The sequence below is a fragment of the Luteibacter sp. OK325 genome (assembly GCF_003050935.1).
Lineage (GTDB): Bacteria > Pseudomonadota > Gammaproteobacteria > Xanthomonadales > Rhodanobacteraceae > Luteibacter.
In genome coordinates, this window is sequence record NZ_QAOX01000006.1 from 144388 (window position 1) to 170828 (window position 26441).

The window sequence follows — 26441 nt, forward strand, 5'->3', positions numbered from 1 at the left end:
CCTCCTAGGGCTTGTAGGGATACCCGCTGGCCAGCAGGTCGGCGGTTCCCGCGGATACGTCGAGCACCGCACGGGCGCCGAACGGCAGGGTCCATTTGTCCTGGCCATGGCCGAACGCCAGGCCCCGCACGATGGGGATGCTGCAAGCGGCGGCAAATCGCTCCAACGCATGATCGATGTCGTAGCCGTTGTCGTACTCGCTCACGCGCTGTCCGCCCAGACCACCCAGGATGATGGCCCGCTGGCCGGCGAGCACGCCGCTCAGCTGGAGCTCGTAGAGCATCCGCTCGACGCGATACGCCTGTTCGCCGGTTTCCTCGAGGTAGAGGATGCCGTCGTCGATCACCGGCAGGTACGGTGTGCCGATGAGGCTGCATAGCGCCGAGAGATTGCCACCCCAGAGGGTGCCCTCGATGCGGAGATCCTCCTGCCCTTCCGGGCAAACCCAGGCGATGTCGGTGCGCGGTGACTGCAGGGTCTGCCAGAAATGCCGCCACGTGTTTTCACGCAGGTAGCCCGCGCCGAAATCCTGCACGAGCATGGGCCCGAACAGCGAACCGATGCGGCTGCGCGCATACAGTGCGCACTGGATCACGGTGAAGTCACCATGGCCGACCAGGACGCAGGAACGTTCCGAGAACCGGGCGGCGAGCCCCGCGTAGTCGAGGTGTTCAAGCAGCGCGATGGCGCCGTAGCCGCCGTGAATGGCCATGACCACGTCAGGAAGGGGCAGGTTGGGGTCGGCGAGCTGATTGATATCCGCCGCGCGCTCGGCGTCGCTTCCGGCAAAGCGCAGGTCCACGCGGTCCACGACGCTGGCGCCGAGAACGGTGTGGCCCGCGGCCTGCAGGCGTTCTATACCTCGTTGGCAGGCGGCGCGATCTGCTGCGTAACCAGAGGGAGCAATAAGACGTATCTCGAATCGTTTAGGCATGAGTGGCAGTGCGTGAATTGCACTACCAATACCTCTACGACCGCATGAAGGCAACCCGAAGTTGTGTGGACCGGCTTCACATGCGTCTGCTCGGTTGCTCGCCAATGCCATCCCCACGCGTGCTGAACCGGCTTCGCGCCGGCGTTGGGATCGTTACGGCACGATCCGTGTGCCGTGATGTTTACCAGCCTTCGAACTCTTCGGCCGCCGCGAGGTCGTCCGCAGGGGCATTGCGGATGAGCGTTTCACGCGGCTGCTCGCCGAACACGCTGCGATACTTTTCCGCGAAGCGCGAAAGGTCCCACATGCCGCAGCTGAGCGCGACGGACTTGACCGAACGCCGGCCGGCCTCCGCCGTGACCAGGCTGCGATGTGCGGTGCACAGGCGAAGCATGGCGAGGTACCGGTTCGGCGGAATGCCGAGCAGGTCGTCGAACGCATAACGCAGGCCACGCTCGCTGGCCCCCGCTGCCTGGCAGAGCTCCTGCGAATAGATATCGCGGCGAAGGTTGGCGCGCATGAAGCGCTCGGCGCGGCGCATCACCTGGTAATGTGCACGCCGTCCGCGCGATGCCACCGGCCGCTCTTCGGGCGACGAACCCAGGGCCACGCGGATGTGCTCGTCCAGAAGGTCTTCAACCGGACCGAATGCCATGTCCTCGGCGTCGTGCACGCGCTCGCGTATCTGCCGATAGGCACGCTTGAGATGCTCGGAGGTAACCGAGAACAAACGCAGCCGCTGAGCGGCCATGTCCACGTCGGCATGATCCGAAGCCATGAATCGCGAGCGGAAGCGCGCGTACGGAGCCACCACCAGGGTGAACTGCGTACCCCGTTCGAACATGAAATCGGTCGGCGTGCCGCGCAACAGCGTCACACCCATTTCCGATTCGACACTGACGCCCTGGCACCAGCTGCGTTCACCGGTCTCGTGCAGGTAGACGAGCATGCACGCGTCGTCCGGCACGGTGAGCGAACCTCGCACGTCGAAATCGATATGCCCGGTGAGATAGGTCACGCCGTCGTGTGGCGTGGACGCGATCGACGCGCGGGGCCGGGCCGGGCTGAGGGTCAGCAGATCGACCTCGCACATGCCGAGCGCCGCACCCAGGGTGACCAGATCGTAATCTTCCAGCCCCTGCACGTTGGAAGGGCGAGTCATGCGCCTACCTCCCCGCGGTTGGTTGTTCCTTGCATCGGCGAGACAGCGTCATTCGCATGACATGCGGTCCCAGCAACGCCCCATTCGTTGCCCATCCCTATCCGAACGCGAACCCTTCCCATATGTACCCCCGCAACATCCATCGGCAGGCGACGCCCGCACGCGACTAAACCTCCATCGGTCGACATGACCCCCTTTTCTCAAAGAGACAACGCCGACGCCATAACTAACGATGTAATGCAGCGAAAGCCAGCACTTTGTGAATATGCCGAATTTGCTTAGCGACTGTCGGAAGCGATTGATGAATTTGGTAAAAGTGCCGCTTGTGCGAGTCCAGAGACTACACCCAGAGAGGGGTCGCCGTGCACGACGCGAATGCCGGGGAAACTTGCGCCCACCCGATCACGGACCTGCGGCGAGCGGGAGGTGCCGCCGGTGAGAAAAACGCTCGCGGGAGGCTCACCGATATCCACCTGGGCCTGGTCGAGGAGGCGTCCCATGCGGTCGAGGAAGTCCTCGGACGCGGCATGGAAGTCGCCGGCAACGGCGTCGATCTTCAGACCTGCCTCGATAAAATCCAGCGAAGCCGAAGCGACATCGGACGCCGAAAGGTCGATCTTCATCCGCTCGGCGGACTGGTTCAGTCGGGTAGTCGCTCCGCTTCCCTGGAGGGCACGAAGGCGGGAACCAAAGGGCTCGTCCACCTGGCGATAGTCCTGTTTGCGGAATTCGCGCTGCTTGGGCAGGTTGTGCACGCTGGCCGCTTCGACGAAGTGGTGCACCGGCACGCCGCTCAGGTCTTTGCCGAACCGCGGCATGAAGCTGTGCAGGCTCACGCCCACATCCAGATCGGTGCCGCCACGCGGCAAACCCCAGCTGCGATGCATGACCGGCACCTCGCCGGCACCCAGTTCGGCGTAGGCGACGTCGGTGGTACCGCCGCCGATGTCGACGATGATCGCCCGCTGCCGTTCCGCCAGCGACTGGTGGTAGTGCATCGCCGCGGCGGCCGGCTCCTCGAGGAAGGAAACCTCGTCGAAACCGGCGATTCGTGCGGCTTCGCGCAGGATAGACAGGGCCTGCTCACCGCCCGCCGCGCCCATCGAGCTGCGGAATTCGACCGGGCGGCCGATGACCGCTTCGCGAACGGGCGTGCCGAACTGACGCGTCGCCACCAGGCGAACATGCTCGAGGATATGCGCCGCGATGCTCACGATGGTCTTGCGCACCCGCGGGTCGAGTTTGTAGCCGAACATCGACTTCGGCGATTCGATCAGGTTGCCGGTGCCTTCTTCGAGATAGGCATCCACGGCTTCCTCGCCGAACAGGGCGTCCTGGAAGCTGGCGACGGACGCCGAAGCCTCGCGCGTGCGCTCCTCCATCCACTGCCGGCGTACCACGCGAATGGCGTCGCGACGCAGGTCCATCTCACCGCGCGGGGTGCGGCCAGCCTGACGCTCGTCGGTGCGCGCGGAGCGCATGAAGGCGTCGACCTGGGCCTCCAGGACCGGGGTCAGCACGAAGTCGTCCACGTTGGGCACGACTTCGGGGAAAAACACCGCGGTGCGGAACTGGCTGGCGTCGCCGAAACGGACCAGCTCGAGCTGACCATCCACGACAGCCGCGGCGGCCGAGTAGCTGGTTCCGAAATCGATGCCGATACGCATGGGGAAGGTCTTCCGGGGACGGGATAACCGACCATTATGGGGCCGCGGCCGGCCGGGCGACAGGCCCGGCCTTACGGCTACACTCGGGATCCACCTTATCCACCCAAGGGGAATCTCCGCCGATGCGTCGCCTCGCTCTCGCCTGCCTGACCGCCCTGACCCTGGCGGCCTGCCAGTCCCACGACGAAGACAAGACGGCGGCCGCCGCGCCGCCCGCCCCTGCCAAGGCCGTCACCTCGCCGCCTCCACCGCTTCCGGCCGTGGCCAACGAGCAGCACACCTTCAGCCCGGAGATCACGCCCGATGACTTCGCGGCCCACCTGAGGGTTATCTCATCCGACGAGTACGACGGCCGCAAACCCGGCACGCTGGGCGAGCGCCTGACGACCAATTACATCATCGAGCAGTTCAAGCGGATGGGCCTGGAGCCGGGCAACAAGGGTGAATGGGTGCAGACCGTACCCGCCGTCTCGACCGCCCTGAACGACCAGTCCAACGTGAAGCTCGATGTCGCCGAGGGTGGTGGCCAGGAAGCGTTCGCCTTCGGCAGTGAGATGGTCGCAGGCACCCTGCAGGCCAGGGCCGACGTGGACCTCAAGGATTCGGACGTGGTTTTCGTGGGTTACGGCGTGAACGCCCCGGAAGCCCAGTGGAACGACTTCGACGGCGTGGACGTGAAGGGCAAGACCGTGATCGTCCTGGTCAACGACCCGGGCTGGAACGCGAACGATCCCAAGCTGTTCAAGGGTCGCGAGATGACCTACTACGGTCGCTGGACGTACAAATTCGAAGAAGCGGCCCGCCAGGGCGCCGCGGCCGCGTTCATCGTCCACCAGACCGAGCCCGCCGCCTACGGCTGGAACGTCGTGCAGAGCGGCTGGTCCACGCCGAAACTCGACCTGCCCGAAAGCGAGGACCCCTCGCCGCGCCTGCCCGTCGCCGGGTGGCTTACCCACGAAGCGGCGCAGCGTCTGTTCGCCAGGGCCGGCAAGAATTTCGACGACCTCGCGAAGCAGGCCGACGTGCGCGGCTTCAAGGCGGTGCCGCTGGATGCGAAGGCATCCATCCATTTGCAGAGCACGATCACGCATTCGCTGAGCAACAACGTCATCGGCATGGTGAAGGGCAGCGAGAAGCCCGATGAAGCCATCGTCTACACCGCGCACTGGGACCACCTCGGCCACGATCCTTCGCTGAAGGGTCACCCGATTTATAACGGTGCGGTCGACAACGGCACCGGCATTGCCGCCCTGCTGGAGATCGCCGGCAAGTTCGCCCAGGACAAGCCCAGGCGCACGGTGCTCTTCGCCGCGGTGACGATGGAGGAGTCAGGCCTGCTTGGTTCGGAATACTACGTCGCCCACCCGCCCTTCCCGCTCAACAAGACGGTCGCCGACATCAACATGGACGCCTTGCCGATCATCGGTGCGACGAAGGACATGGAAGTGGTCGGTCTCGGTCAGGGTGATCTCGAAGACATGTTCGCCGAGGTACTCAAGGCCGACGGTCGCGTCGTCAGCGGCGATGCCTCACCCGAGAAAGGCCACTATTTCCGCTCCGATCACTTCAACTTCGCCAAGGCCGGCGTGCCTGCGCTCGCCGCGAACGGTGGCATCGACATGGTGGTCGGTGGAAAGGCGGCCGGCGAAGCAGCCGCCGACGACTACGTAAAGAACCACTACCACCAGCCCACCGACGTCTACGACATGCGCTGGAACTTCGACGGCGTCACGCAGAACGTCAAGGCCTTCTACGCCCTCGGCGAAAAACTCGCCGACAGCGACGTCTGGCCCGTATGGAAAGACGGCAGCGAGTTCAAGGCCATCCGCGAGAAGTCCCTGGCTGCGACTGCGAAGAAGAAGAAATAGGTTCTTCGCACGCTTTCTGTGGGAGCCGCTTCAGCGGCGAAAGGCAGTCTGCCCGCAACCCCCATCGCCGGCATAGCCGGCTCCCGCAAGGAGCCGGCTACCTCAATAATTCACCTGCAACTGCACGCGAAGAAGCTGCCCATCGATACGACGATAAGGCGCCGTACTGACATCCGTACGGCGCATGTTCGCCCACGCCACCGCCAGTTCGACAGCATTCGACGGCTGCCATTCAACACCCGCTTCCAGCTCATCCACCTGCATCTTCGGCGCATTGGTGTCGAACTTCGCCGCCCCGCGATAGGTCTGCCACTTCGCGTACGGCATGAGTGAACCGTAGCCGCCGTCGAACTTGTACATCACCTGCGCGTAGCCGCCACGCAGCGATTGCGTGCGAATGGTCCTCCTCGCGACATCGAGCTCCGGGCCCTGCCCCACCGTCCACTCAGCCTGGAATCCGAACGGCTGCGGGTAATACACCACGTGTGCCGCAACGCGACGGTCCGTCGAGCCGGCGACGGGTGCGTCCACCGTCGGTGTAAACGTCGCGCCACCGATGCTCGCCGAGCCGGTCGTCACCTTGTAGCGCCCCGAGTACGCGTCCGCGCCGACTTCCAGATACTGCCCATTGGCGAACTTGAACGGATAGGAGAAGTGGATCACCGAGTGCAGCTGGTCGTTGCGGTCCGGGCGATTCGCACCCTGCCCGTTGTACACACCGACGCCGAACACACCGTAGTCGCCGGAGCCCTTCAGGCCCGACTTGACCAGGTAGGCGTAGCGCTCCTTGATTTCCTTCGGCGTCCAGTAGAAGAACACGCCGAGGTCGCGCTCGTCGCGCACGGCGGAATTGAGTGCATCGGCGCGATCGAGCGCGAGACGGTTCTGGCTGGACTGCAGGTCTTCCCAGCCGTAAGGAATCTTCGACTGACCTGCACGAATGCGATAGGTCTTGTCCTTGTCCAGCCAGAGGTCCGCATACGCGTCACGCAGCTGGGCGAAGTTGCCCGTGCTCGAGCCGGTGGGCGTGCTGGCGAAATCCGGCTGGATGTAAATCGACATCTTGTCGGTGACATCGCCACTGATCACGACGCGCGCACGACGAATGCCGAAACCCTGTTCGCGGCCGATGTAACGATCGCCCGGTGACTTGAGGTCCTTGGCGTCACCACCGACTTCCTGGTTGTAGCGCATCTGCAGGTAGCCACGAATACCGATCTTGTCGTACCAGGCCTTGCCGGCCGGCGCCGATGATGTCGCGGTTCCGGCGGACGTCGCGGCAGCATTTGCCGTCGCGGAAGCGCTCGCAGGCACCGTCGCACGGGCGGAGGCCGCCGTGGCGGTGGCCACGGGCGCCGGGGTCTCCGTGACCTGCGCGAACTTGCCCAGGCGCTGGCGGCCCGGCCCCGGTTCCGCAAATAGCTGCCGGGTGGTCGTATCAACGTAGAGCTCGATCGCTTCCTGCGGGGCGCCCTCGGCGGCCGCGGTACCGCACATCGTCCAGAAGGCGGCGGCCAGGGGGAATCGTTTCATGGGTGATTGGCTCCGAAAATACTCATAGAAAGTGTTGAGAAAAACCTCAAACGTCTGCGATAGTGAAGATTAATGACGCTAAACGTCGTTAACGCGCCCGATGGATGGGCACGTTATCGGTCACCCATTGCACTTCCATGACAGTGGCAAGCCGCGCCAGGCCGCGCAGGTTTCTGCGTTGCAACACTTCCGTCATGACCACGTCACAAGGGATAATTCGCAAAGACGCGCCCTCGCCAGGGGACCGGCTCGAACGCAGTTGGCGAGGCACTCTCACCCCAGCACCTCCCAGGCGGAACACACCATGTCTCTCGTTAGCTCGCGCCGTATGCCGCGACGTCTCGTTATTGCCCTGTCCATCGCCACGGCACTCACCGCTGGCTCGGCCATGGCCCAGGACGCCGCGCCCACTGCCCCGAAGGTCAAGACGGCCACGCTGGAGACGGTCACCGTCACTGCTGAAAAGCGCACGGAAGACCTGCAGAAGGTGCCCATCTCGATGACCGTGATCACGGCCGAGAAGCTCGAAGCGTTCGGCCAGTCCGGTGACGGTGTGCTCCAGCTCGCCGCCCGCGCGCCGAGCGTGTATGCCGAGACGTCGTATGGCCGCGAGTTCCCGCGCTTCTACATTCGCGGCCTCGGCAACAGCGACTTCGACCTCAACGCGTCGCAGCCGGTATCGATGGTTTACGACGACATCGTCCAGGAAAACCCCATCCTCAAGGGCTTCCCGCTGTTCGATCTGGAACAGGTGGAAGTGCTGCGCGGCCCGCAGGGCACCCTGTTCGGCCGTAACTCGCCTGCTGGCGTGATCAAGTTCGAATCGCGCAAACCGACGCAGGAAACCGAGGGCTACGCCCGCGTGTCTTACGGCTCGTACGGCACGGCCAATGCCGAAGCCGCGCTCGGCGGCAAGATCAGCTCCGACTGGTCCGGCCGCGTGTCCGCGATCGCCCAGCACCGTGATGGCTGGATCGACAACGATTACAAGGGCAAGAAGGACGACCTCGGCGGTTACAACGACCGTGCCGTCCGCCTGCAGGCGCTGTACAAGCATTCCGACGATTTCGACGCCCTGATCAACGTGCACGGCCGCCTGCTCGATGGTAGCGCCATGGTCAACCGCGCCAACGCGATCACCCTGGGCAGCGACCAGTTCGTGCAGGGCTTCGATCGCGACTCGGTTTCGCAGGACGGCAACAACAAGCAGCACCTGTTCACCTGGGGCAGCAACCTGCACCTGAACTGGCACTTCGGCGATCTCAACTTCACCTCGATCACCGGCCTCGAGCGCGCACAGACCTACAGCCTGGGCGACGTCGATGGTGGCTACGATGCTTCCGAGACACCGGCCCGCCCGAGCGATACCAACCGCGTCACGCCCTTCTATTCCGAGACCGCGGACGCCCTGCCGAAGGATCGCCAGATCAGCCAGGAGTTCCGTCTGTCCAATGACAGCGCCGAGCGCCTGAAGTGGCAGGTCGGTACGTATTACTTCGACGAAGACGTCGCGATCACGAACTACTCGTACGACACACTGAACAACCACGCCCTCAACGGCCTGGTCGACCAGAGCCAGCACACCAAGGCCTGGGCGCTGTTCGGCTCCACCGACTATCAGTTCACCGACGTGTTCGACGTCCGCGCGGGCGCCCGCTGGTCGCACGACAAGCGTGACTTCAGCGCGGAGCGCTTCATCGGCTTCACCGGCCCGGTGGGCCCGCTCACCTCCAAGCCGACCGACTCGCGCTGGAGCGGCGACCTCACCGGTACCTGGCAGCTGTCGAAGAATGCGAACGTGTACGCACGTGTCGCCAACGGTTTCCGCGCACCCAGCGTGCAGGGCCGGATCAACTTCTCCAACAGCATCTCGACGGCGAGACCGGAAACGGTCACCTCGTACGAAGTGGGCTTCAAGTCGACCACGGAAGACAACAAGCTCCGTTTCAACGCCGACGTCTACAAGTACAACATGCACAACCAGCAGCTGACGGCAGTCGGTGGTGCGAGCAACGTCACCGAGCTGATCAACGCGAAGAAGACCGAAGGCTACGGTGCCGAGTTCGATCTCGAGGCCTACCTGACGCCGCAGTTCTACATGACCGCCGGCGGCAGCTATAACCACACCGAGCTGAAAGACAAAAACCTGGCCATCGCGCCATGCGGTGGTGGCTGCACCGTGCTCGATCCGCTCAATGCCTCGGGCAATGCGCTGATCGACGGCAACACGCTGCCCAACGCGCCGCAGTGGATCGGCACCTGGACCGCGCGCTACGGCATCCCCTACGGCGAGAGCGGCGAGTTCTTCGTCTACACCGACTGGAACTACCGCAGCGAAGTGAACTTCTTCCTGTACGACTCCGAAGAGTTCAAGAGCAAGCCCTTCCTCGAAGGCGGCATTCGTGTCGGCTACAACTGGGACTTCGGCAAGCGCGAGATCGCCCTTTACGGTCGCAACATCACCGACAAGAAGGTGATCACCGGCGGTATCGACTTCAACAACCGCACGGCCTTCGTCAACGACCCGCGCATTATCGGCGTGGAGTTCCGCGCGGAGCTGTAAGGCTTTCGCGACATCGATCGGCCAACGGCCGGCCCTTTGCAGGGCCGGCCGTTTTCGTTTGGGGTCGCCAAACCCTGTAGGAGCCGATTCATCGGCGATCCCGCATCAGCGGGCAAGGTTCCCGCTAACTCCCATTCGCCGCTGAAGCGGCTCCCACAGGTCTGCGCAGGGCTCGCCTAAACCTTTCCGCCCAAAGCCGCATCAGAGCTAGTGCCACCGACGCACCCCACCAGCACAGCGCGGCACGGCATAGGCCATAAGTCATATGGAATTTCACGAAATTCCGGTTGACGACCGAAAATCTGGTGTTATAGTTCACTACAACACCGGTCACCCACACCACCACTGGAGTAGCACCATGAAAAACAACCTCAACCTCGCCGCCCTCGCCGCCGCCTTTGCCATCGCCACCGCTTCCCTGGCCGGCTTCCACAGCACCTCCACCACCGCCGCCCCGATCAGCGAGATCAACGGCACCCACGTCACCGACCTGGCCCCGATCGTTGTCTACGCCGACGCCGACGCCAACGTCGCCTCCCTGTAACCCCTGAAGACCTGCAGCAAAGTCATCGGAGTCGAATCATGAAAGCGCCGAACCTCATCGCACTCACCGCCTCTGTACTGATCGCCGGAACCAGCGTGTTCGCCCTGCGCTCCTTCGATGACCGCGCCGCTGCACTGGTCGCCGCACCCCATTTCGTCAACGGCGTCCGCGTCGTCGACCTGCCTGCTCTCGAAGTGCGGCCCACCGACGCCGATGTGCGCGAGGCAGCCCTGGCCAGCGAGGCCACCCTGGATTCGGCAGCTGCCGCCATCAAGCGCAGCGCGGAAGATCGCGCCGCTGCACTTATCGGCGCGCAGCTGGCCATGCCCTACTATTCGTTTGGTAATGCACTGCGCCGCACGGCCAAGGATTAATACATGTCCATCACCTGGAACGACAGCGTCCCGATCTACCGCCAACTCCGCGAACGCGTAGTGGCGATGATCCTGGACGGCGCCTTGAACGAAGGCGACCCGCTGCCGTCGGTACGCCAGGTCGCGGGGGATTTTCAAATCAACCCGCTGACCGTTTCCAAGGCGTATCAGGAGCTGGTCGACGAACAACTGGTTGAGAAACGGAGGGGTCTTGGCATGTTCGTTATCGATGGGGCGCGCGATGCGCTGCTCAAGAGTGAAAGGGAGCGCTTCCTGCGCGAAGAATGGCCGGCGCTGTTTGCCCGCCTCCAGCGCATGGGCCTAGACCTCAAGACTTTGATGCGTGAAGCCCAGGGCTCCACGGAGGATCCGTCATGACCGCGGTCGTTACCGCCACCGGCCTGAGCAAACGCTACAAGTCGTCGCAGGCTCTGGACGGCGCCAGCTTCCAGATCGGGTCGGGCCGCATCGTCGGCCTGATCGGCCCAAACGGTGCCGGCAAGACCACGGCACTGAAGGCCATCCTCGGCCTGACCACCTTCGAAGGCCAGCTCAACGTCCTCGGCCTGGATCCGCGCAAGGATCGCGACAAGCTGATGGAACAGGTCTGCTTCATCGCCGACGTGGCAGTCCTGCCACGCTGGATCCGGGTGAAGGACGCCGTCGACTTCGTCGCCAACACACACCCCCGCTTCGACCGTAGCAAGTGCGATGCCTTCCTGGCCCGCACGAAGCTGCAGCCGCAGCAGAAGGTGAAGCAGCTGTCCAAGGGCATGATCGTGCAGCTGCACCTGGCGCTGGTGATGTCGATCGACGCCCGCCTGCTGGTGCTGGACGAGCCCACGCTCGGCCTGGACATCCTCTATCGGAAGCAGTTCTACCAGAGCCTTCTGGAAGACTACTTCGACGAAGAGAAGACCATCCTGGTCACTACCCATCAGGTCGAAGAGATCGAACACATCCTCACCGACCTCATGTTCATCCGCGACGGCAAGATCGTGCTCGATACCGACATGGACAGCCTGGGCGAGCGTTTCGCCGAAGTGCTGGTCGGCGCCGAGTTCGCACACGCAGCCCGGGAACTGAAGCCGCTTGATGAGCGCCAGGTCTTCGGCAAGAGCATTTTCCTCTTCGACAACGTCAGCCGGCCCGAGCTGGAACGCCTGGGCGAGGTACGACGCCCGTCGATCGGCGACCTCTTCGTCGCCACCATGAAGGGCACCTACGCATGAAAACCTTCTACTGGCTGGTCAAGCGCGAGTTCTGGGAACACAAGGGTGGCTTCTTCTGGGCCCCGGTGGTCACCGGCATCGTCTTCCTCGTGCTCAACGGCATGGGCATCGTCCTTGGCGAAGTGTTCGGGCGGCGATTCGGCGGCCTGCAGTTCGGCGGCGGCAATGTCCACCTGCAGAGCGACATGAGCCTGGCGGATCTCCGAAACGCGGGAGCCGGCATCGACATCATGCTCTACGCCGTCGCCGCCATCATCCTGGGCGTCACCGCCATCGTGGTCTTCTTCTACTGCCTGGGTGCGCTCTACGACGACCGTCGCGACCGCAGCATCCTGTTCTGGAAATCGCTGCCGCTGTCGGATTCGTCCACCGTACTGTCCAAACTGGCGAGTGCCGCCCTCCTCGCTCCCGCCATCTCCATCGTCGTCGGCGTGATCGTGGGGCTGGTACTGGCAATGTTCCTGGCCGTTGTCGCCCTGGTTCATGGCATCAACCTCTGGACCCTGCTGATGGCGGCGCATCCGTTCCGCGTCGTGGGCACCCTGGTGCTGCTGATCCCACTGTATGCAATCTGGGCGCTGCCGACGCTGGGCTGGTTACTGCTCTGCTCGGCCTGGGCGAAGAGCAAGCCGTTCCTCTGGGCTATCGCCCTGCCAGTGGGCTCCGGCGTCATCGTCTCCTGGTTCGGCCTGATGGGTGTGCTCAACCTTTCGAGCGACTGGTACTGGAAGAACGTGGTCAGCCGCCTTCTTGGCAGCCTGATTCCGGGCAGCTGGGTCGGCAATGCCTCGCCGCTGGTCATTTCGGACCACTCCGATCCATCCGCGATGCTCAACAGCCTCGACCTGGCCTACCACTACAGTGCCCTTGCCAGTCCGTCGCTCTGGATCGGCGCCATCGCCGGCATCGCGATGATCGCCGGAGCCATCTGGTTCCGCCGCTGGCGGGATGAAAGCTGATAACGATGCAGCGACGGCCCCTTCGGGGGCCGTCTTGCTTTCAGGGGTTCCTGGTAGACAGAAAGACGGGCAAGGTCTAAAAACCAAGGCGACACGAGCTTGCGTCCACCGCAGGGGATCCTCGCCATGACGACCGAAGACGCCGCCCCAGCGGAGCCCATCGCGGAGAGCGAACGCAACGCACTGGCTGGACGCCGCGCCGCTGCTCGTATCGACCCCGCCGCGCCGCGCATAGGGCTCGCCTTGTCCGGCGGCGGCATTCGTAGTGCCACGTTCTGCCTTGGCGTACTTCGCGCCCTCGCCCGCAACAAGGTGCTGCATCGCTTCGATTACCTCTCCACCGTGTCGGGCGGCGGCTATATCGGCTCGGCCTTCGGACGGCTGTTCCACGAAGGCTCCGAGGGCGATCCCACAGCCGTAGAAGCGGGAATCGCCAACGACGGCTCACTGTTTCTCTGGTGGCTACGCAACAACGGTCGCTTCCTTGCGCCCGCGGGTGCTGCGGACCTGGTTCAGGCGCTGGCCAGCCAGCTACGCGGCTTTCTCGCCACCCAGGTGGAAACCGCGGTCCTGATCATGCTGTTCGCCTGTGCAATCACCCTGCCGCACCTCGCTTATTCGTTCGCCTATGCGGTCAGCGACGGTTTGCCCGTCTCCATGAGCCTCTGGTGGTACTGGGTGTTGCCCCTTCCTGCCGCGGGCGCGGTGACCATGTGCTATGCGTACTGGTTTCTCGGTAAGGAGACCGGCGGAGGCCTCGCCACGGCGATGCTCGCGACGGTCGTCGGCGTCTATCTCGCCGTGCAGGCCCATGCGACTCAACTCGCCTTCGATGGCGTTCTGCTATCGCTCGGCGCCATCGGCATGCTGCCCTCGCCCGTCGCCTGGATCTGTGCTCGCGTCAGTGGGCTTCGGCGCTCCGAGGAAACCAACCGCGTCCGCTATACCAAGGCACTGGCGTGGTGCCTGAAGGCCATGGCGGTGGTCTTCGCCTTTGGCGTACTCGATATGCTCAGCTGGACCACGCGCCTGTGGCTGCAGCAGCTCGGCGGCGACCTCGCCAGTGGTCATGTCGCCACGGGTGTCGGCATCACCACGGTGCTGATCGGCATTGCGCGTTTCATCCTGCCGATGCTGCAGACCGGCAGCAAGAACGGTATCGCGAAGCTGCCGTGGGGCATGCTGGCCAACATCCTCGGCCTGATCCTGGTCATGGCCCTGGCGCTGTTCTGGATGACCATTTTCCAGACCGTCATCTTCCCGAACGCCGGTGACGACCTTGAGGGACTCCTGCACAATGCCTACGCGCGCTGGGGCACGGTGGCCGCGATCAGCCTTGTCTACGTACTGCTCAACGGCCGGGCGCTGCAGCAGCTCAACCGCTCCTCGCTGCATTTCTACTATCGGTCCCGCATTGCGCGTGCCTATGTGTCGGTGGGCAACATCAAGGGATCCGCCACGACGTGCCCGCGCTTCCCCGATAGCCCTATGGTGGCGAACACGCGCACGCTCACCGAGGGAACGGCGAAGGTCACCTCACTCATGGACGGTGACGACACGCCCATGACGAACTACACACCGCACCGCTTCGGCGGGCCGATCCACCTCGTGAACTGTTGCATCAACCAGACCGTCGACGATCGCACGGGCACCTATAACGCGGATCGCAAAGGCATCAGCCTTACCGTCAGTTCGCTCGGCGTCGAAACCGGGACGCATGCCGTCGAGCCTCAATCGAACACCTTGCTGAGGTCGACGACGGTCGCCGAATGGATTGCGATCTCCGGCGCTGCCCTGGGTTCGGGCATGGGCTCGCTGACCCGGCCCGGGACCGCGGCGATGGCCTTCCTCAGCGGCCTGCGCCTGGGCTATTGGCAAGACAACCTGACCGTTGGCTACGTGAAAAAGCGCGGCCTCGTGCGCAAGTACTTCGCGATGCTGCGCGAGATGTTCGCCCGTTTTCCGGGCCTTGGCAGCCCTGACTGGTATTTGTCCGACGGTGGGCACTTCGACAACACGGGCGTCTACGCGCTGCTGAAACGGGAACTGTCGCTGATCGTGCTCGCCGACTGCGGTGCCGACCCGGACTATCGCTTCGCCGATGTCGAGAACCTGGTGCGCAAGGCGCGCATCGATTACGACGCGACCATTTCGTTCGTCGACCCTGCCGGTCTCGCCGCCCTGGCCGGGCCGCTGGCGACCCTGTTCGGCACGCCCGATTCGATTTCGAACGGGCCGGGCGAGGCGCACCTGCTGCTGGCGCGAATCGCGTACGCGAGTGGCGGCCACGGCACGCTGCTCATCGTGAAGCCGCGCACCACCATTGACATGCCGCTGGACGTCGCGGGATACGCGGACCGCGAGGAAACGTTTCCCCAGCAGAGCACGAGCAACCAGTTCTTCAGCGAAGAACAGTGGGAAAGCTATTGCGAGCTCGGCACGATCCTCGGTGCGCCGATCGATCCGTCCCTGCTCAACCACCTGCCTTCATGGGCGTGGAGCGCACCGGTGATCGGTGCCAATTCGGCGTTGCTGTCGCCGACGACCACGCCGCTGACGCGTACGCAGCGCATCGCCACCACGGTCGGCACATCCATCGGTATCGGCGCCCTCCTGACCGCCGTGCTCGCCGGCTGGCAGGCCTGGGACGCGCACAAGCAGCAAATGGTCGAAGTCCGCGCAGCCGGCATCGCGCAGGCAAAGGAAGTCAACGACCAGGTGAAGAAGGTGCTCGACGATCTCGATGCCGCCGAGCAGCAGTACTCGGCGTTCACGCCGAAGCTGGACGTGACGCTCAACGGGCTCATGCTCGAGATTGCCAATGTACCGCTGAGCGACGAACAGACGGCCAGCCTCCAGGACGTCGCCAACCTGCTATCGCCCATCTGCAACCGCACACCGGATGGCAACCTGCAGGACCAGTGCACGAAGGACCTGACGCGCTTTGCGGGAAGTAGCGTGGCTCCTGGCAGCTTCTGGGATGTCTCGATGAAGAATTACATGGGCTGGCGGGATCCGCAGGCCGTGGCCTTCGTCTCGGCAAGGACGCATGCCGAGACCACCAACGACATGGATCCAGGCGGGTCGGTGAACACCGGTGCAGGGCCCTCCCCCGCCCCTGCCGCAGTGAGCCCCCCGCCGCCACCGCCTGCATCCGTCGCCGTCGCCACGATTACGCCGGCATTGCCAGATGAGATGGGACCGCCTCCCGCGCCGCCACCGCCGATGCCTTCAAGGGCGGCGGCCGCGAAACCCGTGTCCCTTCCGGTCGATGTGACTCAGTTGCACAAGACGGCACTCGACGCCTGCAGCCAGAACGGCCAGTCCTTCATGCTCTACACGCAGATCTACGACGAAGCGCAGCGTGCCGACGTGTTGAAGAGCCTGACGCCCGTCCGCGAGCTGGGTATCAACGTGCCCGGCATCGAGAATGTCACCCAGACCGCCAAACGCAACGGACGCCATGCACCGTTCGAGTGGAAGACGCCTACCGTGCTCTACGCACCCGACGGCAAGGCCTGCGCCACCGCCCTGGTCAACTGGGCAAACGCAGCCATTCCCGCACTGGCACGTGCGCCAGCGCGGGCGATCGCCATGCCCCCGGGTGTGGGTACGGCCAACACGCTCGAACTGTGGATTCCGCGACCAAGGGCAAAGAACTAGACGCTATGCCGATCAGCCACCACCGCCACCGCCACCGTGGATGCCGCCCTTGGTCAGGGCGGCAGGATCGAGCAGCTTGGCCAGCTCGGCCTTCGACAGGCCGGTGGTTTCGAGTGCGACCTCCATGATCGGGCGCTTTTCCTTGTAAGCCTGCTTGGCCGTGGCGGCGCCCTTCTCGTAGCCGATGACCGGATTGAGTGCGGTCACGAGGATGGGGTTCTTGTCGAGCGCCTCGCGGATGTGTTCTTCGTTGACCTTGAAGCCGGCGATGGCCTTGTCGGCGAGCAGCACGCTCACGTTGGCGAGGATCTCGATCGACTGCAGCAGGTTGTACGCGATCACCGGCAGCATGACGTTGAGCTGGAAGTTACCCGACAGACCGCCGATCGCGATCGTCGCGTCATTACCGATGACCTGGGCGGCGACCATCGCGGCGGCTTCCGGAATGACCGGATTCACCTTGCCCGGCATGATCGACGAGCCCGGCTGCAGTGCAGGCAGTTCGATCTCACCCAGACCTGCCAGCGGGCCGGAATTCATCCAGCGCAGGTCATTGGCGATTTTCATCACGGCTACCGCGAGCGCACGAAGCTGGCCAGAAAGTTCGACCGGGGCGTCCTGGGCGGCCATGCCCGCGAAATAGTTCTCGGAGGACTCGAACTTCACGCCGGTGAGCTTCGACAGCTCGACGGCAACGGCCGGACCGAACTTCGGGTCGGCGTTGATGCCAGTGCCCACGGCGCTACCCCCTTGCGGCAGGCGACGGGTGCGCTTGAGGGTATCGGTGATGCGTTCCGAGGCGTCGGCAATCTGCGCCGACCAGCCGGAGAGTTCCTGGCCGAAGGTGATCGGCATCGCGTCCATCAGGTGGGTGCGGCCAGTCTTGACCACCTTCTTCAGTTCTTTGGCGCGTGTGTCGATCGTCTTGCGCAGGTGCTTGAGCGCCGGCAGCAACTTCTCGGTCGTCGCCAGCGTGGCGCTGACCAGGATCGCCGTGGGGATGACGTCGTTGGAGCTCTGGCCCGCATTGACATGATCGTTCGGGTGCACGGTCGCGCCGGCGGCCGCGGCCAGGTGCGCAATCACCTCATTGGCATTCATGTTGGAGCTCGTACCCGAACCGGTCTGGAAGACATCGATCGGGAAGTGCTCGTCGACGCCACCGGCGGCCACCTGCTCGGCGGCGGTCCGGATGGCCTTGGCCGAGACCTTGTCGAGGTGCCCGAGCTTGACGTTCGCCTCCGCTGCCGCCGACTTGATCAGGCCCAGCGCTCGGATGAACTCGCGTGGCATGGTCAAACCCGACACCGGGAAGTTATCCACCGCCCGCTGGGTCTGGGCGCCATACAGGGCTTTAGCGGGTACCTTCAACTCGCCCATGCTGTCGCGTTCGGTGCGGAACTTGCTCATGCGGGGATGCCTCGGTGGGAGATTCCCCTACAGTAAGGCCCCCTGATGCATTTTTGAACGTGCCGGCCCCCTATTCCCTGTGGGAGCCCTTGTGGGAGCCGCTTCAGCGGCGATCCCGCGGCAGCGGGGGGCAACCTGCGGCAAGCACCCATCGCCGGCATAGCCGGCTCCCACAGAAAGCCTCACGCCCGTCTCGCGGTATAATTAGCGGCTGCCCCACCTAGCCTCCAGGAACGCCCCATGTCCCACGCCACGCTGACCGCCCTCTCGCCGCTGGACGGCCGCTATGCCTCCAAGGTGGAGCCGCTGCGCCCGATCTTCAGCGAATTCGGCCTCATGCATCGCCGCGTGCACGTGGAGATCCACTGGCTGCTGGCCCTGGCCGCGCACCAGGGTATCGTCGAGCTGCCGGCCTTCCCTGCCGACGCCGTCACCCGCCTGCTCGCCATCGCCGACGAGTTCTCGATCGAAGACGGTGAGCGGATCAAGGCGATCGAAGCCACGACCAATCACGACGTCAAGGCGGTCGAGTACCTCATCAAGGAAAAGATCGGCAACGATCCTGCCCTCGCCCAGGCCAAGGAGTTCGTGCACTTCGCCTGCACCAGCGAAGACATCAACAACCTCGCCTACTCGTTGATGCTGCGCGACGCGCGCGAGTCGGTGCTGCTGCCGGCGCTGGACAAGGTCATCGCGATGCTGCGTGGCCTCGCGCACGAGCACGCCGGCCTCTCGCTGCTCGCACGCACGCACGGTCAGACTGCGTCGCCGACCACCATGGGCAAGGAAATCGCCAACGTCGTCGCGCGCCTCGAGCGCCAGCGCCGCCAGCTCGTCGCGATCGAGATCCCGGGCAAGATCAACGGTGCCGTCGGCAACTACAACGCACACGTTATCGCTTATCCCGCCGTGGACTGGCCGTCGCTCGCGTCGAACTTCGTCGATGGCCTCGGCCTCACCTTCAATCCGTACACCACGCAGATCGAACCGCACGACGGCATCGCCGAGTTTGCCGACGTGCTGCGCCGGATCAATATCATCCTGATCGACCTCGCGCGCGACATCTGGGGTTACATCTCGCTGGGCTACTTCCGCCAGGCACTGAAGGCCGGCGAAGTCGGTTCTTCGACCATGCCGCACAAGGTCAACCCGATCGACTTCGAGAACGCCGAAGGCAACTTCGGTCTCGCCAATGCCCTGCTCGGTCACTTCGCCGAGAAGCTGCCGATCAGCCGCTGGCAGCGCGACCTCACCGACTCCACGGTGCTCCGCGCGCTGGGCACGGCCTACGGCCACTCGCTGGTCGCGATTGAGTCGCTGCTCAAGGGCCTGGGCAAGCTCAACGTCAACGCCGACCGCGTCGCCGCGGATCTCGACGCCAGCTGGGAAGTCCTCGCCGAAGCCGTGCAGACGGTCATGCGCCGGTTCGGTCTGCCGGAGCCGTACGAGCAGCTCAAGGCACTTACCCGTGGCCAGGGCATCACGAAGGACTCGATGCGCGCGTTCATCGCCGGCCTCGACCTGCCGGCCGACGCGAAGCAGGCACTCGCCGAGCTGACGCCGGCGTCGTACATCGGTCTTGCGGACAAGCTCGCCAAGGCGATCTGATAGCGCGACGGCAATACTCGCAAAAAAAGGCGCCGCCGTTTGAGTGAGCGGTTGAGGCGCAGAGCCTTCGGTGACGTAGCGACGCAGAGCCTTCGGTGCCCACCCTCGCTGCTCAGACAGTCCTCCGCGTTCGGTCCGGAAGGCCGCTTCGCGGCCCATGTACCTATTTGGCCTGCGGCCGCTCACTTGTGCGGAACTCGCCTCGAGGGTGGGCACCGAAGACTCTCCCGAGCCCTGAGGTTCGCGTGGGTCGAGCCAAAGCGCGTGGCAGCATCGTCAGCCAGCACGCCGGCACAGGCGCGACGGACATGATCGGCAACTGCGTACCAGCAACCGCTTCCGCATCGCCCTGGTGTTGCGGGAGCGGCCACGCAACGGCTCTCCTCCCACTCCACCGTATCGTTGTGAGAGACCTTGGTGTCCACCCTCGAGGCGAGTTCCGCACAAGTGGAGCGGCCGTAGGCCAAATAGATACATGGGCCGCGAAGCGGCCTTCCACACCGAACGCGGAGGACTGTCTGAGCAGCGAGGGTGGGCATCAAGGTCTCCCCCGCGATGCGCCCAAGTGCACAGAGCGATGGCGGAGCCGAGCCCCGCGAGGCCGAAGGCGAGCCATGTGCGAGGTGCGAGGTGCGAGGTGCGAAAGAGTGCCCGCGCCCCGACAATCCACAATGAACCAAAATCAGGCATCAGTGATGGTCGTGATATTCACAACCATCGTCATGATGGTCACGGTCGTCGCAATGATGATTGGGACCATTGTTGTAGCGGTCCGGTCCACCATCGCGGTGATCGCGGATGATGCAACCGCTGAGTGAGGCAACGAACGAAAGAAGCATCGCGATGAAAAGCAGGCGTTTCATAGGTCACTCCGGGGATAGCGACGGCGAATTGCGTGGTTGCAACGTACGCGCAGCCGGATCAATGAGTGATGAATCTCTGCCCGCCCCAAGGGTCAACCCGGTCGCGGCCCCAACGCAGCTACAATGCCGCCCATGGCCATCCAGACCCCCACCCGCAAGACCCTCCCGATCGAAGTGCGCGGCAGCGCCAGCCAGCCGCTCGGCATGAGCGCGTCGCAGTTCCTGCGCGACTACTGGCAGAAGCGTCCGCTGCTCATCCGCAATGCCTTCCCGGACTTCCAGCCGCCGATCCAGCCCAACGACCTCGCCGGCCTCGCCTGCGAAGAGGGCGTGCTCGCGCGCCTCATCATCCATGACGAGAAACGCGATCGCTGGACCGTCAAGAGCGGCCCGTTCGAGGAAGCCGAATTCGGCAAGACGCCCAAGCGAGACTGGACCCTGCTGGTGCAGGACGTCGACAAGTGGGACACCGATGTCGCCGGCCTGCTCGGCCACTTTTCCTTCCTGCCGAGCTGGCGCGTGGACGACGTGATGATCTCCTATGCCGAGGACGGCGGCGGCGTCGGCGCGCATGTCGACCAGTACGACGTCTTCCTGCTCCAGGGCATCGGCCAGCGCCACTGGGCGATCAGCGACGACCCGGACGCCCCGCTGGACTTCCGCACCGACGTCGAACTGAAGCAGCTCAAGGAGTTCCTGCCCACTCACGAGTGGCTGCTCGAACCCGGCGACATGCTTTACCTGCCGCCCGGCGTGCCGCATGACGGCATTGCCCTCGGCGACTGCATGACCCTGTCGGTCGGCATGCGAGCGCCGTCGCAGGCGGAACTCACCGGCGACCTCGCGGATTTCCTCGCCGAGCGTATGCCCGACGAACTTCGCTACACCGATGCCGACCTCGTTCCCGCCAAGCGCGTGGGTGAAATCGACACCGCCGCATTGAACCGGCTGCGCCAGGCGCTGCCGTTCGCTGCGGCGCTCGACCGCGACCTGCTGGGCGACTGGTTCGGTCGCTTCATCACCCGCTATCGCAACGCCCAGGTGCCGGCCGCACCGCCGAAAGCCAGCACCGCCGCGGCACTCGACAAGGCGCTCGACGCCGGTGCCGCCCTGGTCCGCCACCCCTTCGCCCGCCTGGCCTGGGTACGCGGCAAGAAGGACGCGACGCTCTACGTGAGCGGCCATGCCTACCCCTGCCCCGTCGACCTGGCCGAACGGCTCTCGGCGGAGCGCGAGTTCCGGCTCGACGGCGCGGTGAACGCCGCCGGCCGCGAGGTCCTGCTGGCTCTGGTCAACGAGGGCCAGCTGGTGGTCCGTAAGGGTCGCCGCCGGTGACCGAAAAAGCGGACACGGTGCTGACCGTCGAGGACCGGGCCGGCCTCGAGGTGGCCCATGTTCGCCTGCTGTCCCAGGCCCGCTACCGCGCTGCGATATATCTGCCGCGCATGGAGATCGGGATCTTCGACAGTGAGGGGATCCTCACCGAACTGCGCCGGCTCGCCACCAGCGGACGGCCGGCCCAGATCCGCATCCTTACCCACGACGTCGAGCAGGCCCACCGCGAGGGGCACCGGCTGATCGCCCTCGCCCAGCGCCTGCCCACGGCCGTCTCCATCCGTATGCCCGTGGACGAATCGCACCTTGGCTATGCCTCGGCGTTCATCTGCGATACCACCGCTGGCTACCTGTTAAGGCCCGTGGCCAGCCGTTACGAGGCACGGGGCGATCTGGACGCCCCGGGTGAGACCTCTCGCCTCATGGCGTATTTCGACGAAGTCTGGGAGCGGGCCGAGCCGGCCTGGCAGATAAGACCACTCGGGATCTGAAAGGCATACGAAACGTGAATCCGGGTTGGCGCGGCGCAACACCACGGAGCTATACTTAACGGATTCTTATGCCGCGGCGCGTCCCCACGAGTCCAGCGGCAGCCCGTCCTTTTCGTGTGTGCCGGTGGTGACGTGAGCGCAAACCTGATCCGCGAGTTTTCCGAATCCTCCCAACTCGCCGGCGGCAACGCCGATTACGTAGAGCAAGTCTACGAAGCGTGGCTGGCCGATCCCGGCTCCGTTCCGGGTGAATGGGATACCTATTTCAAATCCTTCAAGGGTCGCGAGGCCGGTGATATCGCCCATTCCGGCGCGATCGCCCGCATCGAAGCCGCGCAGAAACAGCGCCGCACGGCTGCCCCGGCACCCGCCGCCGGCTCCGCTGACAACGCCTACGCGCAGAAACAGGCCGGCGTACTGCGCCTCGTCACGGCCTATCGCTCGCGCGGCCACATCGCGGCGCAGCTCGATCCGCTCGGCCTGACTATCCCGGATATCGAAACGCCCGACCTCGGCCTGGCCTTCCACGGCCTGTCCGACGCCGACCTCGGTACCGAGTTCGACGCCGGTACCTTCGCCGGTGGCGGCCAGCGCATGACGCTGCGCGATCTCCTCGCGAAGCTCAAGCACATCTATACCGGTACCGTCGGTGCCGAGTTCATGTACATCTCCGACTACGAGCAGCGCTCGTGGATCTACTCGCGCCTGGAAAAGGCCGCCGGTTCGCCGGGCCTGCAGAAGGCCGAGAAAGTCCGCGTGCTCGAAGCCCTCACTGCCGCCGAAGGCCTGGAGCGTTTCCTCCATACCAAGTACGTCGGCCAGAAGCGCTTCTCGCTCGAGGGCGGTGACAGCATGATCCCGATGGTCGACGACATCGTCCGCGCCGCCGGCGACAACGGCGTCAAGGAAGTGATCATCGGCATGGCCCATCGCGGCCGCCTCAACGTCCTGGTCAACATCCTCGGCAAGGCACCCTCGCAGCTCTTCAATGAGTTCGAAGGCAAGTTCGAGCACGACGACAGCCCGATGCACACGGGTGACGTGAAGTACCACCTCGGCTTCTCCGCCGACGTCAAGACGCCGAACGGTGGCGTGCACGTCGCGCTGGCGTTCAACCCGTCGCACCTGGAAATCGTCAACCCGGTGGTCGCCGGTTCCGTGCACGCGCGCCAGTCGCGCCGCCGCGACACCGCCCGCGAAAAGTCGATGGCCCTGCTGATCCACGGCGACGCCGCCTTCGCAGGCCAGGGCGTCAACATGGAGTTGATGCAGATGTCGCAGGCCCGTGGCTTCGCCATCGGCGGCACGCTGCACCTGGTGATCAACAACCAGGTCGGCTTCACCACGTCCAAGCGCGAAGACGCCCGCTCAACGCTGTACTGCACCGACCTCTCCAAGATGGTCAACGCGCCGGTCTTCCACGTGAACGGCGACGACCCGGAAGCGGTGATCCAGGTCACCCGCCTCGCTTACGAGTTCCGCAAGCAGTTCAAGAAGGACGTGGTCATCGACCTCGTCTGCTACCGCCGCCATGGCCATAACGAGGCCGATGAGCCGGCTGCGACCCAGCCGCTCATGTACCAGGTCATCCGCAAGCGTCCGACCACGCGCGACCTCTACGCGCAGACGCTGGTGAAGTCCTCGACCATCGGCGCGGACGACGGCCAGAAGATGCTCGACGATTACCGTGCCCGCCTCGAGAAGGGCGAGCCGCTGATCGCGATCGAACCGAATCCGACCCGCGACATCCCGGTCGACTGGAGCCGTTTCCAGAAGACCAGCCTGTCCATGGAAGTGAATACGGGCGTCCCGCGCGAGCAGCTGGTCAAGGTGCTCGACACGATCCTCACCCTCCCGCCGGATGTCACGCTGCATGCGCGCGTCGCCAAGATCTACGACGACCGCCGCAAGATGGCCGCCGGTGATCTTCCGGGTGACTGGGGCTTCGCCGAGAACCTCGCCTACGCCACGCTCATCGCCGAAGGCAACGACCTGCGCATCGTTGGCCAGGACGCCGGCCGCGGTACGTTCTTCCATCGCCACGCCGTGCTGCACGACCAGAACAGCGACAACACCTACCTGCCGCTGGGCCAGATTCGCGCCGACGCCCGCGTCGACGTCATCGACTCGCTCCTGTCCGAAGAAGCCGTCATGGCCTTCGAATACGGCGAAGCCACCACCTCGCCCGACCAGCTCACCATCTGGGAAGGCCAGTTCGGCGACTTCGCCAACGGCGCCCAGGTCGTGATCGACCAGTTCATCAGCTCCGGCGAAGCCAAGTGGGACCGCCTCTGCGGACTCACGCTACTTCTGCCGCACGGTCAGGAGGGCGCCGGTCCGGAGCACTCCTCCGCCCGTCTGGAGCGCTTCCTGCAACTGTGCGCGCTGGACAACATGCAGGTCTGCGTGCCGACCACGCCGGCGCAGGCGTTCCACATGATCCGTCGCCAGCAGGTGCGCCCGGTGCGCAAGCCGCTGATCGTGATGACGCCGAAGTCCCTGCTCCGCCACAAGCTGGCCGTCTCTTCGCTGGACGACCTCGCCAACGGCAAGTTCCAGCTGGTGATCGGCGAACACCGTGACCTGCCTGCCAAGAAGGTCAAGCGCGTCGTCCTGTGCTCGGGCAAGGTCTACTACGACCTGCTCGAAGACGCCGACAAGCGTGGCCTGACCGATGTCGCCATCGTGCGCGTCGAGCAGCTCTACCCGTTCCCGCGTCCGGAAGTCTCGGCCGAACTGGAAAAGTTCGCTTCCGCCAAGGAAGTGGTCTGGTGCCAGGAAGAACCGATGAACCAGGGCGCATGGTTCCAGATTCGTCACCACCTCCAGGCCTGCATCGGTTCGAAGCAGAGCCTGTCCTACGCAGGACGCTCGCGTTCGCCGTCGCCGGCTCCGGGCCATCTCAATACCTATATCGCCGAACAGACGGCGCTCGTCGAGCAAGCGCTCGTCGCGCCAGTCGGCACCGATCACGCAGCGGAGTAAGGCAAGCATGTCCATCGAAGTCAAAGTCCCGGTCCTGCCCGAGTCGGTCTCGGACGCGCTCATCGCCACCTGGCACAAGAAGGCCGGTGATGCGGTCAAGCGTGACGAGAACCTGCTGGACCTCGAGACCGACAAGGTCGTGCTCGAAGTGCCCTCGCCGGTCGACGGCGTGCTGAAGGAAATCCGGTTCGAGGAAGGCTCCACGGTGACCAGCAGCCAGGTCATCGCCGTGATCGAGGAAGGCGCCGCCGCTGCCACCCCGGCGCCGGCCGCTGCCGCTGCTGAAGCCCCTAAGGCCGAGAAGACCGAAGCCGCCGCCCCGAAGGGCGTCGACGAACTCTCCCCGGCCGGTCGCCGCGTCGCCGTCGAAGAGAACATCGACCCGTCCAAGGTCGCCGGCACCGGCCGCGACGGCCGCGTAACCAAGGAAGACCTGGTCAACGTCGGCAAGGGTGGCGCTGCCGCTCCGGCCGCCGCTCCAGCCGCCGCTCCGGCTCCGGCCGCCAAGCCGACCCCGGGCAGCCGTCCGGAAGAGCGCGTGGCCATGACGCGTATCCGTACGCGTATCGCCGAGCGCCTGATGCAATCGAAGAACTCGATCGCGATGCTCACCTCGTTCAACGAAGTGAACCTTGCCGAAGTGGTCAAGTTGCGCAAGGCGCTGGGCGAGCAGTTCGAGAAGGCCAACGGCGTCAAGCTCGGCTTCATGAGCTTCTTCGTCAAGGCGGCCACCGAAGCGCTCAAGCGCTACCCGGTCGTCAATGCCTCGGTGGACGGTTCGGACATCATCTATCACGGCTACCAGGACATCTCGATCGCCGTGTCGACCGAAAAGGGTCTGGTCACGCCGGTCCTGCGCGACGTGCAGGACATGTCCTTCGCCGACGTCGAGAAGGGCATCATGGGTTACGCCAAGAAGGCCCGTGACGGCAAGCTCGGCCTGGACGATCTCCAGGGCGGCACGTTCACCATCACCAACGGCGGCACCTTCGGTTCGCTGCTCTCCACCCCGATCGTGAATCCGCCGCAGAGCGCCATCCTCGGCATGCACACGATCAAGGAGCGCCCGATCGTCGAGAACGGCCAGGTCATCGCCGCGCCGATGATGTATATCGCCCTGTCGTACGACCACCGCATCATCGATGGCAAGGACGCCGTGCTCTTCCTGGTCGACATCAAGAACCAGCTGGAAAACCCGCAGCGGATGCTGCTCGGCCTGTAATGGTCGGCTAAACGTCAAATGTGAAGGC

General features: G+C 64.6%; 19 protein-coding genes. 13 read left to right on the forward strand and 6 right to left on the reverse strand.

Annotated features, from left to right (window positions below; translation table 11 throughout):
- Nucleotides 1-4: 4 nt before the first annotated feature.
- The 3 genes from C8J98_RS14195 to C8J98_RS14205 form a co-directional block, all read right to left on the reverse strand.
- The gene (locus C8J98_RS14195) at nt 5-934 is read right to left on the reverse strand and encodes an LD-carboxypeptidase (RefSeq protein WP_107913858.1); all 930 of its coding nucleotides are present in this window, start codon (nt 932-934) and stop codon (nt 5-7) included.
- A 181-nt stretch (nt 935-1115) separates the two neighbouring features.
- Nucleotides 1116-2096, reverse strand: coding sequence for a helix-turn-helix domain-containing protein (locus tag C8J98_RS14200; protein WP_107913859.1), 981 nt, complete (start codon nt 2094-2096; stop codon nt 1116-1118).
- A gap of 278 nt (nt 2097-2374) precedes the next feature.
- On the reverse strand, nt 2375-3763 hold the full coding sequence (locus C8J98_RS14205; protein ID WP_107913860.1) for an Hsp70 family protein: 1389 nt from the start codon (nt 3761-3763) through the stop codon (nt 2375-2377).
- A gap of 122 nt (nt 3764-3885) precedes the next feature.
- Between C8J98_RS14205 and C8J98_RS14210 the strand changes: the two genes are divergently transcribed.
- On the forward strand, nt 3886-5631 hold the full coding sequence (locus tag C8J98_RS14210) for a M28 family metallopeptidase (RefSeq protein WP_107913861.1): 1746 nt from the start codon (nt 3886-3888) through the stop codon (nt 5629-5631).
- Between the two features lie 102 nt (nt 5632-5733).
- Here the strand turns inward: C8J98_RS14210 and C8J98_RS14215 are convergent, their stop codons facing one another.
- On the reverse strand, nt 5734-7128 hold the full coding sequence (locus C8J98_RS14215; protein WP_233260247.1) for a porin: 1395 nt from the start codon (nt 7126-7128) through the stop codon (nt 5734-5736).
- Nucleotides 7129-7468: 340 nt separating this feature from the next.
- Here C8J98_RS14215 and C8J98_RS14220 point away from each other — a divergent pair, with 340 nt between their 5' ends.
- The 7 genes from C8J98_RS14220 to C8J98_RS22540 all read left to right on the forward strand — a co-directional run bounded on the left by C8J98_RS14220 (nt 7469) and on the right by C8J98_RS22540 (nt 16499).
- A complete protein-coding gene (locus C8J98_RS14220) occupies nt 7469-9727 on the forward strand; it encodes a TonB-dependent receptor (protein ID WP_107913863.1) in 2259 nt (752 codons plus the stop codon).
- Between the two features lie 358 nt (nt 9728-10085).
- Nucleotides 10086-10271: a hypothetical protein gene (locus C8J98_RS14225; RefSeq protein ID WP_107913864.1), complete on the forward strand. Its 186-nt coding sequence runs from the start codon at nt 10086-10088 to the stop codon at nt 10269-10271.
- A 38-nt stretch (nt 10272-10309) separates the two neighbouring features.
- Nucleotides 10310-10645 carry a hypothetical protein gene (locus C8J98_RS14230; RefSeq protein WP_107913865.1) on the forward strand — a complete coding sequence of 112 codons (336 nt, stop codon included), beginning with the start codon at nt 10310-10312 and terminating at the stop codon, nt 10643-10645.
- Nucleotides 10646-10648: 3 nt separating this feature from the next.
- On the forward strand, nt 10649-11023 hold the full coding sequence (locus C8J98_RS14235; protein WP_046969113.1) for a GntR family transcriptional regulator: 375 nt from the start codon (nt 10649-10651) through the stop codon (nt 11021-11023).
- Nucleotides 11020-11877, forward strand: a complete 858-nt coding sequence (locus C8J98_RS14240) for an ABC transporter ATP-binding protein (RefSeq protein ID WP_107913866.1) — start codon at nt 11020-11022, stop codon at nt 11875-11877. The genes C8J98_RS14235 and C8J98_RS14240 overlap by 4 nt, the downstream gene beginning before the upstream one ends.
- On the forward strand, nt 11874-12836 hold the full coding sequence (locus C8J98_RS14245; RefSeq protein WP_107913867.1) for a hypothetical protein: 963 nt from the start codon (nt 11874-11876) through the stop codon (nt 12834-12836). The genes C8J98_RS14240 and C8J98_RS14245 overlap by 4 nt, the downstream gene beginning before the upstream one ends.
- A 126-nt stretch (nt 12837-12962) precedes the next feature.
- Nucleotides 12963-16499, forward strand: coding sequence for a patatin-like phospholipase family protein (locus tag C8J98_RS22540; RefSeq protein ID WP_107913868.1), 3537 nt, complete (start codon nt 12963-12965; stop codon nt 16497-16499).
- Between the two features lie 12 nt (nt 16500-16511).
- Here C8J98_RS22540 and C8J98_RS14255 read toward each other — a convergent pair whose 3' ends face one another.
- Nucleotides 16512-17909, reverse strand: a complete 1398-nt coding sequence (locus C8J98_RS14255; RefSeq protein WP_107913869.1) for a class II fumarate hydratase — start codon at nt 17907-17909, stop codon at nt 16512-16514.
- A 240-nt stretch (nt 17910-18149) separates the two neighbouring features.
- On the opposite strand from C8J98_RS14255, the gene purB reads away from it, so the two are divergent.
- A complete protein-coding gene (purB, locus tag C8J98_RS14260) occupies nt 18150-19517 on the forward strand; it encodes an adenylosuccinate lyase (RefSeq protein ID WP_107913870.1) in 1368 nt (455 codons plus the stop codon).
- Nucleotides 19518-20206: 689 nt separating this feature from the next.
- Here the strand turns inward: purB and C8J98_RS22080 are convergent.
- Nucleotides 20207-20380 carry a hypothetical protein gene (locus C8J98_RS22080; protein WP_158272715.1) on the reverse strand — a complete coding sequence of 58 codons (174 nt, stop codon included), beginning with the start codon at nt 20378-20380 and terminating at the stop codon, nt 20207-20209.
- A 132-nt stretch (nt 20381-20512) separates the two neighbouring features.
- On the opposite strand from C8J98_RS22080, the gene C8J98_RS14265 reads away from it, so the two are divergent.
- From C8J98_RS14265 to odhB, 4 genes are all read left to right on the forward strand, one after another.
- The gene (locus tag C8J98_RS14265; protein ID WP_233260240.1) at nt 20513-21715 is read left to right on the forward strand and encodes a cupin domain-containing protein; all 1203 of its coding nucleotides are present in this window, start codon (nt 20513-20515) and stop codon (nt 21713-21715) included.
- Nucleotides 21712-22206 carry a hypothetical protein gene (locus C8J98_RS14270; protein ID WP_107913872.1) on the forward strand — a complete coding sequence of 165 codons (495 nt, stop codon included), beginning with the start codon at nt 21712-21714 and terminating at the stop codon, nt 22204-22206. Before C8J98_RS14265 ends, C8J98_RS14270 begins: the two co-directional genes overlap by 4 nt.
- Before the next feature lie 132 nt (nt 22207-22338).
- A complete protein-coding gene (locus tag C8J98_RS14275; RefSeq protein ID WP_107913999.1) occupies nt 22339-25191 on the forward strand; it encodes a 2-oxoglutarate dehydrogenase E1 component in 2853 nt (950 codons plus the stop codon).
- 7 nt (nt 25192-25198) lie between these two features.
- A complete protein-coding gene (gene odhB / locus C8J98_RS14280) occupies nt 25199-26413 on the forward strand; it encodes a 2-oxoglutarate dehydrogenase complex dihydrolipoyllysine-residue succinyltransferase (RefSeq protein ID WP_107913873.1) in 1215 nt (404 codons plus the stop codon).
- Nucleotides 26414-26441: the final 28 nt, after the last annotated feature.

Coding starts and splice junctions, on each gene's coding strand:
- C8J98_RS14195 (WP_107913858.1), bottom strand. CDS start 934: ATGCCTAAACGATTCGAGATACGTCTTATTGCTCCCTCTGGTTACGCA.
- C8J98_RS14200 (WP_107913859.1), bottom strand. CDS start 2,096: ATGACTCGCCCTTCCAACGTGCAGGGGCTGGAAGATTACGATCTGGTC.
- C8J98_RS14205 (WP_107913860.1), bottom strand. CDS start 3,763: ATGCGTATCGGCATCGATTTCGGAACCAGCTACTCGGCCGCCGCGGCT.
- C8J98_RS14210 (WP_107913861.1), top strand. CDS start 3,886: ATGCGTCGCCTCGCTCTCGCCTGCCTGACCGCCCTGACCCTGGCGGCC.
- C8J98_RS14215 (WP_233260247.1), bottom strand. CDS start 7,128: ATGTGCGGTACCGCGGCCGCCGAGGGCGCCCCGCAGGAAGCGATCGAG.
- C8J98_RS14220 (WP_107913863.1), top strand. CDS start 7,469: ATGTCTCTCGTTAGCTCGCGCCGTATGCCGCGACGTCTCGTTATTGCC.
- C8J98_RS14225 (WP_107913864.1), top strand. CDS start 10,086: ATGAAAAACAACCTCAACCTCGCCGCCCTCGCCGCCGCCTTTGCCATC.
- C8J98_RS14230 (WP_107913865.1), top strand. CDS start 10,310: ATGAAAGCGCCGAACCTCATCGCACTCACCGCCTCTGTACTGATCGCC.
- C8J98_RS14235 (WP_046969113.1), top strand. CDS start 10,649: ATGTCCATCACCTGGAACGACAGCGTCCCGATCTACCGCCAACTCCGC.
- C8J98_RS14240 (WP_107913866.1), top strand. CDS start 11,020: ATGACCGCGGTCGTTACCGCCACCGGCCTGAGCAAACGCTACAAGTCG.
- C8J98_RS14245 (WP_107913867.1), top strand. CDS start 11,874: ATGAAAACCTTCTACTGGCTGGTCAAGCGCGAGTTCTGGGAACACAAG.
- C8J98_RS22540 (WP_107913868.1), top strand. CDS start 12,963: ATGACGACCGAAGACGCCGCCCCAGCGGAGCCCATCGCGGAGAGCGAA.
- C8J98_RS14255 (WP_107913869.1), bottom strand. CDS start 17,909: ATGAGCAAGTTCCGCACCGAACGCGACAGCATGGGCGAGTTGAAGGTA.
- purB (WP_107913870.1), top strand. CDS start 18,150: ATGTCCCACGCCACGCTGACCGCCCTCTCGCCGCTGGACGGCCGCTAT.
- C8J98_RS22080 (WP_158272715.1), bottom strand. CDS start 20,380: ATGAAACGCCTGCTTTTCATCGCGATGCTTCTTTCGTTCGTTGCCTCA.
- C8J98_RS14265 (WP_233260240.1), top strand. CDS start 20,513: ATGGCCATCCAGACCCCCACCCGCAAGACCCTCCCGATCGAAGTGCGC.
- odhB (WP_107913873.1), top strand. CDS start 25,199: ATGTCCATCGAAGTCAAAGTCCCGGTCCTGCCCGAGTCGGTCTCGGAC.